This window comes from Campylobacter sp. CFSAN122748, assembly GCF_045277125.1.
In the GTDB taxonomy this organism is placed as follows: Bacteria; Campylobacterota; Campylobacteria; order Campylobacterales; family Campylobacteraceae; genus Campylobacter_D; species Campylobacter_D jejuni.
Genome location: NZ_CP116953.1, coordinates 363,620 through 375,611, shown reverse-complemented (window position 1 = coordinate 375,611; position 11,992 = coordinate 363,620). Strand labels below are relative to the sequence as shown.

The 11,992-nt window shown below is 31.0% G+C and carries 11 protein-coding genes; 5 read left to right on the top strand and 6 right to left on the bottom strand.

Translation table 11 applies throughout. The features are described 5' to 3' along the window. Positions 1-7: 7 nt before the first annotated feature. From OT390_RS02010 to rpsU, 6 genes are all read right to left on the bottom strand, one after another. The gene (locus OT390_RS02010; protein ID WP_002854442.1) at positions 8-484 is read right to left on the bottom strand and encodes a hypothetical protein; all 477 of its coding nucleotides are present in this window, start codon (positions 482-484) and stop codon (positions 8-10) included. An 8-nt stretch (positions 485-492) separates the two neighbouring features. Then, positions 493-984 carry a YajQ family cyclic di-GMP-binding protein gene (locus OT390_RS02005; protein WP_002854188.1) on the bottom strand — a complete coding sequence of 164 codons (492 nt, stop codon included), beginning with the start codon at positions 982-984 and terminating at the stop codon, positions 493-495. After that, positions 974-1,909, bottom strand: coding sequence for a D-2-hydroxyacid dehydrogenase (locus tag OT390_RS02000; RefSeq protein ID WP_002854730.1), 936 nt, complete (start codon positions 1,907-1,909; stop codon positions 974-976). Before OT390_RS02000 ends, OT390_RS02005 begins: the two co-directional genes overlap by 11 nt. 2 nt (positions 1,910-1,911) lie before the next feature. Then, on the bottom strand, positions 1,912-3,081 hold the full coding sequence (locus tag OT390_RS01995; RefSeq protein ID WP_406611504.1) for a glutathionylspermidine synthase family protein: 1,170 nt from the start codon (positions 3,079-3,081) through the stop codon (positions 1,912-1,914). Between the two features lie 9 nt (positions 3,082-3,090). Next, positions 3,091-3,696 carry a UPF0323 family lipoprotein gene (locus OT390_RS01990; RefSeq protein WP_002854351.1) on the bottom strand — a complete coding sequence of 202 codons (606 nt, stop codon included), beginning with the start codon at positions 3,694-3,696 and terminating at the stop codon, positions 3,091-3,093. 119 nt (positions 3,697-3,815) lie between these two features. Further along, entirely contained in the window at positions 3,816-4,028 is a 213-nt protein-coding gene (gene rpsU, locus OT390_RS01985) for a 30S ribosomal protein S21 (protein WP_002780697.1), read from the bottom strand. A gap of 159 nt (positions 4,029-4,187) precedes the next feature. Between rpsU and ccoG the strand changes: the two genes are divergently transcribed. The 5 genes from ccoG (at position 4,188) to cmeC (ending at position 11,973) form a co-directional block, all read left to right on the top strand. Next, positions 4,188-5,564, top strand: a complete 1,377-nt coding sequence (ccoG, locus tag OT390_RS01980; RefSeq protein ID WP_002858753.1) for a cytochrome c oxidase accessory protein CcoG — start codon at positions 4,188-4,190, stop codon at positions 5,562-5,564. Continuing rightward, positions 5,551-6,183, top strand: a complete 633-nt coding sequence (gene cmeR, locus OT390_RS01975; RefSeq protein WP_002866632.1) for a multidrug efflux system transcriptional regulator CmeR — start codon at positions 5,551-5,553, stop codon at positions 6,181-6,183. The genes ccoG and cmeR overlap by 14 nt, the downstream gene beginning before the upstream one ends. Positions 6,184-6,276: 93 nt before the next feature. Further along, the gene (gene cmeA / locus OT390_RS01970) at positions 6,277-7,380 is read left to right on the top strand and encodes a multidrug efflux RND transporter periplasmic adaptor subunit CmeA (RefSeq protein WP_002859458.1); all 1,104 of its coding nucleotides are present in this window, start codon (positions 6,277-6,279) and stop codon (positions 7,378-7,380) included. Further along, positions 7,380-10,502, top strand: coding sequence for a multidrug efflux RND transporter permease subunit CmeB (gene cmeB / locus OT390_RS01965; RefSeq protein ID WP_394535960.1), 3,123 nt, complete (start codon positions 7,380-7,382; stop codon positions 10,500-10,502). The genes cmeA and cmeB overlap by 1 nt, the downstream gene beginning before the upstream one ends. Further along, positions 10,495-11,973: a multidrug efflux transporter outer membrane subunit CmeC gene (gene cmeC / locus OT390_RS01960; protein WP_002899262.1), complete on the top strand. Its 1,479-nt coding sequence runs from the start codon at positions 10,495-10,497 to the stop codon at positions 11,971-11,973. Before cmeB ends, cmeC begins: the two co-directional genes overlap by 8 nt. The last annotated feature ends 19 nt before the right edge of the window (positions 11,974-11,992 follow it).

Below are 11,992 nucleotides of genomic sequence, written 5' to 3'. Positions count from 1 at the left end.
CTATCCTTTAATTTTGAATATGCGTTAAGATAATTTTAGTATGTGAAATTTTATCAAAAAAACTTACTTTATTATCACAAACTTGATAAAAAATTTCATAATTTTTTGCTTTTAAATTTTGTTCAAAACCACAATCAGTTTTTTCTAAATTTTTACCCTGCCATAAAGCATTTGCCTTTAAAATATCACTTAAAATATCATCATAATATACATTTTTAAAAAATTTTTGATTAAACACTTTTTTATCATAACACACTGCATTGATACAAATTTTATCTTTGATTTTGAGTTCAAAAAAAGCTTGCCCTAGTTTATAAACTTCTAAATTTAAAGCATTATTTTCTTTTTTTAAAAAAGCTGCGTCATTGATTTTTATCATAGGAGAAGCAATCAAAACCATCAAGCTTTGACTCGAAAAATTTTGATTTTTCACACTACAAGCACAAAGAAAAAAAATAAAACACAGAGCTAAACAATGCTTCAAATTTGACCTTATTTAAGATTTTTAAAACTGATATTTAACTCTAAATCAAGCTCTTTTACAAGCTTCATCACAGCTTGTAAATCATCAATTTGTTTTGCTACAACACGAATTTCTTCACCACGAATCGAAGAATTAACTTTAAGTTTGCTATCTTTGATAGCTTTATTGATTTTTTTGGCATTTTCACTATCAATAGCATCGTTTGCTTTCAAATTTAAACGAAACATTGCTCCACTTTCACGAGAAAGCTCTTTAATAGCATTAGGATTAATTCCTCTTTTGATAAGTTTAGAAATCACTATATCTTTTAAAACATCAAGCTTTCCTTCACTAGAAGAACTGAGTTTAAAAATACTCTCTTTTTCGCTTAAATCAATCTCACACTTAATTCCTTTTAAGTCATAACGACTATCAAGTTCTTTTTTAGCTTGTTCAAAAGCATTTTTTAACTCTTGTTTATCTAAAGCTGCTGAAATATCAAAACTATGTTCACTTGCCATTTTCTATCCATTCTTTTAAATTATTATAAACTATATCCATTAAAGCATTTAAAGCCTCCTTGCTCGCCCACGCAACATGAGGAGTGATAATAAGATTTTCTTTATTTTTAATGCTTAAAAGTGGATGATTTTTCATCATAGGTTCAATTTCTAAAACATCAAGCCCTACACGAATATTTTTTTCATCTATGATTTTAGCTAAATCATTTTCATTGACAATCCCACCTCTTCCTACATTAATCAAAATCGCATTATCTTTTAAAAGCTTTAATTCTTCAAAGGCGAGTAAATTTTTGGTTTTTTCATTTAAAGGTGCGTGGATACTTATAATATCGCAAGTTTTTAATAAATCTTTTAATTCCAAATGTACAAAATCTGCGTTTTTATTAGCTCCACTCGTAGAATAATAATAAATTTCGGCTCCAAAAGCCTTTGAAATTTTTGCCACTTCTTTACCTATGGTTCCTAAACCTATAATACCATGTTTTTTACCACTTAAGGTGTTTAAAATTCTACTATAATCTGTAAAAATAGGACTTTCACACCATTTACCCTCTTTGCTCCATTTGTCATAATAAAGCACTTGATTTAAAAAAGCAAACATAAACGCAAAAGTATGTTGCACCACACTCATAGTAGAATACCCAGCAGCATTTTTTACAATAATACCTTTTTCTTTAGCATACTCAATATCGATATTATTAACCCCTGTAGCAGTTTCCAAAATGAGTTTTAAATTTTTACAAGCATCAATCACATCTTTATCAATTACAACCTTGTTTGTCATGGCGACATTAGCATCTTTTAAACGCTCTATGGTTTGCTCTTTATTTGTTGTGGTATAAATTTGCAAAGAACCAAATTTTTCAAAAACACTTAAATCATAATCCCCTAAAGTTGCCGCATCTAAACAAACAATTTTCATTTCTAATCCTTTATAATATGTCCTACAAATTTAGAATAATTATCAAGCACAAGTCCTCCTTTTCTAAATCCTAAGCCACACCCTTCATAAGCAAAGAAAACACCTGCTTGATAGTATTCGTTTTCACATGAATTAAACTCTACATATTCTTGATAAATAGCCTTATTATTCCCATAAGGACCTACATTCTCATGCAAAGTTTTTCCATCTTTAATTATACTGATATTTGCACCTTCTCTACCAAAAACAGGTTTTTTAACATAGTTTTTACCTTCCAAAGGAGTATCTTTTGTTTCTAAAAGTAATGGATGATTTGGATAAAGTTCCCATAGAATTTTTAAAATTCCCTTAGATTGAAATAAAAGCGTATAAGCAGGATTTAAAATAATTGCTCTTTGATTACGCATGATTTGAGTTAAAAGCATAGCAAGTTCACCCTCTTCTATGGCTATATCTTCCCAAGGAATAAGCTTAAACCAATACTCATAATTTTCACCCTCTTTAAAAATTCCTTCTTCACTAAATTCTACCTCATCTACAAAGGAAAAATTAGTTTGAAAACCTGCTTCATTGGCTACATGTGCAAGCAATTTTGTAGTGATTTCCTCTTCTTTACTTCCTGCAACACTTGAAAAAAGAATTTTCCATCCTTGATAATGCTCTTCAAACCCTTCAACACTTTCATCAAGGGTAATAAGTCTTTTAAAATTATCCATCAAACTTTCATAAATGCTGTTAAATTGTGCGCTTTCATCCATTCCATTTTGTTTTAAAAGTACCCATTGTAAAATCGCACTTTCAAAAAGAGCAGTAGGGGTATCAGCATTAAATTCTATAAGTTTTATAGGCTTGCCATCAAGTCCACCCGCTAAATCAAAACGCCCATATAAATGCCAATGAACCTCATTTTCCCAACTCATCTTAATCGCATCAATAAGATTAAAAGGAATTCCAAGCTCATCAAAACGATCATTATTAATCACTTCTTGCGCTGCAGCAATAAACATATCATAAAGCTCATTTACCGCTTCATAATAAGCATTAGCTTCACTTTCCTTAACACAAACTAACTTATTGCTAATATAATCACTTCCATCTTCATCTGTATGCCAAGAAAAACCTATATTTTCTAAATAATCTTTTTGAAGTTTGTCTACTTGTAATAATTGCATTATTTATCCTTAAGAGCCAAAAGAAGAACTAGAACTTGTGGCTTTAGAGCCTCCACCAAAAAAACCTGATTTTTTAGCACTTGAAGCAGAGCTTGTTGTGCCTGCTTTATTAAAACTATTAACACTCCTTTGATAAGCACTTTGATTTGAAAAAGCACCGCGTTGTTGGTTGGCAAAATTTTGATTATTGAAAAGTTTTGAACCTATCCAACTTCCTAAAATAGCACCTGCAGCACTTGCGAGTAAAGTTTCCCCTAAACTCAATCCCCCACTACTGATTTGTCCATTGTCTTTAGTTAAATTTGAAGTTCCATTATCAATTTTAGCTGCTTCTTCTTTAATCAAAGCATCCATTTCTTCTTTGGATAAAATTCTTTCTGTACCATTAAGATCTTTTAAAACTACCCTTGTTTCATCACTTGGATATTGATCTTTGATTTTATACTGCCCTGGAGCTGTTTCTTCGATAATTACAAAAGCTCCTTGAGCATTAGCTGCTTGATTTAAAGTATCTGCATTGTCATTATTACTTCCACAACCTGCTAAAGCACCTCCAGCAACAGCTGCTAAACCACCTATCATACCAATTTGAATGATTTTTTTGATTTTTTTCATAAGTTTATCCTAAAAACAGAAAATTTAAATTAGAAATTTTAACAAAAAATAATAAATACTTTTTAATTTAATACCAAATGAAGTTTGTAGATATAAAAAAGCCCTTTCGGGCTTTTGGGTTAGAGTCTTGACTCGTAGCGTCTAAGCATATAAAGTCTTTTAAGCATTTTTTTGCGTGCTGAAATTTTTTGTTTTTTGCGAATTTCAGTCATAGGCTCAAAAAATCTTCTTGCTCTTACTTCAGTCACAACTAGATTTCTATCTACTTGTTTTTTGAATTTACGATACGCTTCATCAAAAGACTCGTTAGGATGCACCTTGATTCCTGGCACAGTCCTCACCACCTTTCTGTGTAAATTTTTGTTGTGAAATATAATTATAAAACACTTCTTATTAATTCTAACTTAGAAAGCATTTAAAAATTGTTTTAGTTTTTATCGGTTATAATCCTTAATTACAAAGTGCTAAAAAATTATAATTAAGGTCTAAAAATGCAAGGACACATTACAAACTATACAAAAAAACGATATTTTGTATATTTAATTGCAAGTATTATCATATTTTCCCTACCTTTCATAAGAATTAATGAGAATCATTTTTTTCTTTTAAGTTTTGATCATTCTAAATTAAACCTATTTTTTATTTCTTTTTCAACACAAGAATTTTATCTCATGCCTTTTGTTCTTATATTTCTTTTTTTATTTATTTTTTTTATTACAACTTTAGGTGGAAGAATTTGGTGTGCTTGGAGTTGTCCACAAACGATTTTTAGAGTTATATATAGAGATATCATACAAACTAAATTTCTTAAAATTCGCAAAAATATCAATAACAAACAAAAAGAATATGAGAGGCAATATTTTAAAAAATTTCTTGGAGTAATAATTTTTTATTTTATATCTTTAGTTGCTGTTAGTAATTTACTTTGGTACTTTATTCCTCCTGAAGATTTTTTCAATTATATTCAAAATCCTGGCGAGCATCTACTTTTACTTGGAATTTTATTTTGTGCTAGCTTACTTTTTACTTTGGATATTACCTATTTACAAGAAAAATTTTGTGTTTATGTCTGTCCTTATGCAAGAATACAATCTGTAATGTTCGATCATGATACAATGCAAGTGATCTACGATGAAAAACGCGGGGGCTTGATCTATGATGGACACACCAAACTTCATAAAAAACCGCCTGAGGGAGAATGCATAGGTTGCGAAGCCTGTGTTAGCATCTGTCCAACTCATATTGACATACGCAAAGGAATGCAACTTGAATGTATTAATTGTCTTGAATGTGCCGATGCTTGCTCTAAGGTTCAAAGCAAATTTAATCGTCCAAGTTTGATCAATTGGACAAGTGCAAAAGCTATTGAAACGCGTTCTAAGGTTCATTATTTAAGATTTAGAACGATAGCATATTTTATAGTTCTTCTAATTGCTTTACTGGCTTTAATCATCATGGGAAGCAAAAAAGAAAGCATGCTTTTAAATATCAATCGTAGTAGTGAATTATATAATATTTCAAATGTTAAAGGTGAATTAGTCATTTCAAATGCTTATACCTTTTTGTTTCAAAATACAGATTCTAAACCTCATGAATATTATTTTACAGCAAATTTAGAAGGAATAAATGATGGAATTGAAATCATAAGACCAAACAAACCTTTTAAATTAAAAGCAGGAGAACAAGTCAAAAAAATAGTTGTTATCAGGGCTACAAAAAATTTAGCAAATAATGATAAAAAAGACGTAATCTTTCCTTTACATATAAAAGCTTACGCAAAGGATAATGAAAAAATTTCGGTTTTTAGAAAAAGTATATTTGTATACCCTAAAAGCACTCTTATAAAGGATAAAAATGAACTCAAATAGAACACCATCACAAAAAGTTTTAGCCAGACAAGAAAAAATCAAAGCAGTGGCCTTAGAGCTTTTTTTAACAAAAGGATACCAAGAAACAAGTTTGAGTGATATTATTAAATTATCTGGAGGATCTTATTCTAATATTTATGATGGTTTTAAAAGTAAAGAAGGGCTATTCTTTGAAATTTTAGATGACATATGTAAAAAACACTTTCATCTTATTTATTCCAAAACACAAGAAATTGAAAATGGCACTTTAAAAGAAATTTTAACTTCTTTTGGTTTAGCTTTTATAGAAATTTTCAATCAACCAGAAGCTGTAGCTTTTGGTAAAATTATCTATTCTCAAGTTTATGACAAAGATAGACATCTTGCCAATTGGATAGAAAACAATCAACAAAATTTTTCCTATAACATACTTATGGATTTTTTCAAGCAACAAAATAATTCTTATATGAAAAAAAATGCAGAAAAACTTGCTGTTCTTTTTTGCACTATGTTAAAAGAACCTTATCATCATCTTAATGTTTTAATTAATGCTCCTTTGAAAAATAAAAAAGAACAAAAAGAACATGTTGAATTTGTTGTAAACGTTTTTCTAAATGGGATCAATGGATCCAAAGCTTAAAAATAATTTTATTAACCAAAATTAAGATATAATTAGCCAAAAATTTTTGTAATAAATATTACAATTTTTAATTTAATTTTTCAAGGCAAAACCATGAAATTATTTCAAAAAAATACTATTTTAGCTTTAGGTGTTGTGCTTTTACTCACTGCTTGCAGCAAAGAAGAAGCACCAAAAATACAAATGCCGCCTCAACCTGTAACAACCATGAGTGCTAAATCTGAAGATTTACCACTTAGTTTTACTTACCCTGCTAAACTTGTCAGTGATTATGATGTCATTATAAAACCTCAAGTTAGTGGCGTAATAGAAAATAAACTTTTTAAAGCTGGAGATAAAGTAAAAAAAGGACAAACATTATTTATTATAGAACAAGATAAATTTAAAGCTAGTGTTGATTCGGCTTACGGACAAGCTTTGATGGCTAAAGCAACTTTCGAAAATGCAAGCAAGGATTTTAATCGTTCTAAAGCTCTTTTTAGTAAAAGTGCAATCTCTCAAAAGGAATACGACTCTTCTCTTGCTACATTTAACAATTCAAAAGCTAGTCTAGCAAGTGCTAGAGCACAGCTTGCAAATGCAAGAATTGATCTAGATCATACCGAAATAAAAGCTCCTTTTGATGGTACTATAGGAGATGCTTTAGTTAATATAGGAGATTATGTAAGTGCTTCAACAACTGAACTAGTTAGAGTTACAAATTTAAATCCTATTTACGCAGATTTCTTTATTTCAGATACAGATAAACTAAATTTAGTCCGCAATACTCAAAGTGGAAAATGGGATTTAGACAGCATTCATGCAAATTTAAATCTTAATGGAGAAACCGTTCAAGGCAAACTTTATTTTATTGATTCTGTTATAGATGCTAATAGTGGAACAGTAAAAGCCAAAGCTATATTTGACAACAACAACTCAACACTTTTACCAGGTGCTTTTGCAACAATTACTTCAGAAGGTTTTATACAAAAAAATGGCTTTAAAGTGCCTCAAATAGCTGTTAAACAAAATCAAAATGATGTTTATGTTCTTCTTGTTAAAAATGGAAAAGTAGAAAAATCTTCTGTACATATAAGCTACCAAAACAATGAATATGCCATTATTGACAAAGGATTGCAAAATGGCGATAAAATCATTTTAGATAACTTTAAAAAAATTCAAGTTGGTAGCGAAGTTAAAGAAATTGGAGCACAATAATGTTTTCTAAATTTTTTATCGAAAGACCTGTTTTTGCTTCAGTTGTTGCAATTATCATTTCTTTAGCTGGAGCTATAGGTCTTACAAATTTACCTATAGAACAATATCCTTCTTTAACCCCTCCTACAGTTAAAGTAAGTGCAACTTACACAGGAGCTGATGCACAAACCATTGCTTCAACAGTTGCAAGTCCTATCGAAGATGCAATCAATGGCGCAGATAATATGATTTACATGGATTCAACTTCAAGTTCTTCAGGAACTATGAGTTTGACTGTTTATTTTGATATCGGTACAGATCCTGATCAAGCCACCATAGATGTTAATAATAGAATTTCAGCCGCAACTGCAAAAATGCCAGATGCAGTTAAAAAACTTGGAGTAACAGTTAGAAAAACTTCCTCAACAACACTTGCTGCAATTTCTATGTATTCAAGTGATGGCTCAATGAGTGCAGTAGATGTATATAACTATATCACTTTAAATGTTTTAGATGAGTTAAAAAGGGTTCCAGGAGTTGGAGATGCAAACGCTATAGGAAATCGTAATTATTCTTTAAGAATTTGGCTCAAGCCTGATTTATTAAATAAATTTGGAATCACAGCTACTGATGTAATTTCTGCGGTTAATGACCAAAATGCCCAATACGCAACTGGTAAAATTGGCGAAGAACCTGTAACCCAAAAATCCCCTTATGTTTATTCAATCACTATGCAAGGAAGACTACAAAATCCTAGTGAATTTGAAAACATTATTTTAAGAACAAATAATGATGGATCATTTTTAAGACTTAAAGATGTAGCTGATGTGGAAATAGGATCACAACAATACAGCTCACAAGGACGATTAAATGGCAATGATGCAGTTCCAATTATGATCAATCTTCAATCAGGGGCAAACGCATTGCATACAGCAGAACTTGTTCAAGCTAAAATGCAAGAACTTTCAAAAAATTTTCCAAAAGGTTTAACATATAAAATTCCTTACGATACAACAAAATTTGTAATAGAATCAATCAAAGAAGTTGTTAAAACTTTTGTTGAAGCTCTAATTTTAGTTATCATTGTTATGTATATGTTCTTAAAGAATTTCCGTGCAACACTTATTCCTATGATAGCTGTACCTGTTTCATTGTTAGGAACTTTTGCTGGACTTTATGTTTTAGGTTTTAGTATTAACTTGCTTACGCTTTTTGCTTTAATTTTAGCCATAGGGATCGTTGTAGATGATGCGATTATAGTTGTAGAAAATATTGATAGGATTTTACATGAAAATGAGCAAATAAGCGTAAAAGATGCTGCTATCCAAGCGATGCAAGAAGTTAGCTCTCCGGTTATTTCAATTGTTCTTGTGCTTTGTGCTGTTTTTGTACCAGTTTCTTTTATATCAGGTTTTGTTGGAGAAATTCAAAGACAATTTGCTCTTACCTTAGCTATATCTGTAACCATATCAGGTTTTGTTGCTCTTACCTTAACACCTTCTTTATGTGCACTCTTTTTGCGACGCAATGAAGGAGAGCCATTTAAATTTGTAAAGAAATTTAATGATTTTTTTGATTGGAGTACCTCTGTATTTAGCGCAGGAGTAGCATATATCCTAAAAAGAACCATTCGTTTTGTTTTAATTTTTTGTATTATGCTTGGAGCAATTTTTTATCTCTATAAAGCAGTACCAAATTCTTTAGTTCCTGAAGAAGATCAAGGTTTGATGATTAGCATTATTAATCTTCCTTCAGCTTCAGCACTCCATAGAACAATTTCAGAGGTTGATCACATAAGCCAAGAAGTTTTAAAAACTAATGGAGTTAAAGATGCAATGGCTATGATAGGATTTGATCTTTTTACAAGTTCACTCAAAGAAAATGCCGCTGCAATGTTTATAGGTTTGCAAGATTGGAAAGATAGAAATGTAAGCGCTGATCAAATTATAGCCGAACTTAATAAAAAATTTGCTTTTGATCGCAATGCTTCAAGTGTATTTATAGGCTTACCTCCTATACCTGGATTAAGTATCACAGGCGGTTTTGAAATGTATGTTCAAAACAAAAGCGGAAAAAGCTATGATGAAATACAAAAAGATGTAAATAAACTTGTTGCTGTGGCCAACCAAAGAAAAGAGCTATCAAGAGTAAGAACAACCCTTGATACAACTTTCCCTCAATACAAGCTTATAATTGATAGAGATAAATTAAAACACTACAATCTTAACATGCAAGATGTTTTTAACACGATGAATGCAACTATAGGCACTTATTATGTTAATGATTTTTCTATGCTAGGTAAAAACTTCCAAGTAAATATCCGCGCAAAAGGTGATTTTAGAAATACACAAGATGCATTAAAAAATATTTTTGTAAGATCAAATGATGGAAAAATGATACCACTTGATTCTTTCTTAACTTTACAAAGAAGTTCAGGGCCTGATGATGTAAAACGATTCAACCTTTTCCCAGCAGCACAAGTTCAAGGTCAACCCGCACCAGGTTATACTTCAGGCCAAGCTATAGAAGCGATTGCTCAAGTAGCAAAAGAAACTTTAGGGGATGATTATTCGATAGCTTGGAGTGGATCAGCTTATCAAGAAGTTTCTAGTAAAGGAACAGCAAGCTATGCTTTTGCTTTAGGCATGGTATTTGTCTTTTTAATCCTAGCTGCCCAATATGAAAGATGGCTTATACCTTTAGCAGTTGTAACAGCTGTGCCTTTTGCGGTATTTGGATCATTTTTATTGGTATATTTAAGAGGATTTAGCAATGATATATATTTTCAAACAGGACTTTTGCTCTTGATTGGACTTTCAGCTAAAAATGCTATCTTAATCGTAGAATTTGCAATGGAAGAGCGCTTTAAAAAAGGTAAAGGAGTTTTTGAAGCAGCTGTTGCAGCAGCAAAACTTCGTTTTCGTCCTATCATAATGACTTCTTTGGCATTTACTTTTGGGATCTTGCCAATGATTTTCGCAACAGGAGCAGGAAGTGCTTCAAGACACTCTTTAGGAACAGGGCTTATTGGTGGAATGATCGCAGCATCAACTTTAGCGATATTCTTTGTGCCTTTATTTTTCTATCTTTTAGAAAATTTTAATGAATGGCTAGATAAAAAAAGAGGTAAGGTTCATGAATAAAATAATTTCAATTAGCGCTATAGCAAGTTTTACTCTTTTGATTTCAGCTTGCTCTTTAAGTCCAAATTTAAATATTCCCGAAGCAAACTATAGCATTGATAATAAGCTTGGAGCCTTATCCTGGGAAAAAGAAAACAATAGCTCTATCACAAAAAATTGGTGGAAAGACTTTGATGATGAAAATTTAAATAAAGTGGTTGATTTAGCACTTAAAAATAATAATGATTTAAAACTTACCTTCATACACATGGAACAAGCTGCTGCTCAATTAGGTATAGATTTTAGCAGTTTGTTGCCAAAATTTGATGGTAGCGCAAGCGGTAGTCGTGCAAAAACAGCTATAAATGCTCCAAGCAATCGAACTGGGGAAGTAAGTTACGGTAATGATTTTAAAATGGGGCTTAATTTAAGCTATGAAATCGATCTTTGGGGAAAATATCGCGATACATATCGTGCCTCAAAATCAAGCTTTAAAGCAAGTGAGTATGATTATGAAGCTGCAAGACTTTCTGTTATTTCAAATACGGTTCAAACTTATTTTAATCTTGTAAATGCTTATGAAAATGAAAATGCTCTTAAAGAAGCCTATGAATCTGCAAAAGAAATTTATAGGATTAATGATGAAAAATTTCAAGTTGGCGCTGTAGGCGAATATGAACTTGCTCAAGCAAGAGCCAACTTAGAAAGTATGGCTTTGCAATATAATGAAGCAAAATTAAATAAAGAAAATTACCTTAAAGCTTTAAAAATTTTGACTTCAAATGATTTAAATGACATACTTTACAAAAATCAAAGCTATCAAGTTTTTAATCTTAAAGAATTTGACATTCCAACTGGAATTTCAAGCACCATCTTGCTTCAACGTCCAGATATTGGCTCTTCTTTAGAAAAATTAACTCAGCAAAACTATCTTGTTGGAGTAGCTCGCACGGCTTTCTTACCTAGCCTTTCTTTAACAGGATTATTGGGATTTGAAAGTGGGGATTTAGATACCTTGGTTAAAGGAGGTTCTAAGACTTGGAATATAGGTGGAAACTTTACTCTGCCTATTTTTCATTGGGGTGAAATTTACCAAAATGTAAATTTAGCCAAGCTTAATAAAGATGAAGCTTTTGTAAATTATCAAAATACTTTGATTACTGCTTTTGGAGAAATTCGCTATGCTTTAGTAGCTAGAAAAACTATACGCTTACAATACGATAATGCACAAGCAAGCGAACAATCTTACAAAAGAATCTATGAAATTGCTAAAGAACGCTATGATATAGGAGAAATGTCTTTGCAAGATTATTTAGAAGCACGTCAAAATTGGCTTAATGCTGCCGTTGCTTTTAATAATACTAAATATTCTTATGCCAATTCCATAGTAGATGTAATCAAAGCATTTGGTGGAGGATTTGAGCAAAGTGAAGATACGAGTAAAAATATAAAAGAAGAATCAAAAAATTTAGATATGTCTTTTAGAGAATAGTTTGTTCTATTCTCTAAAT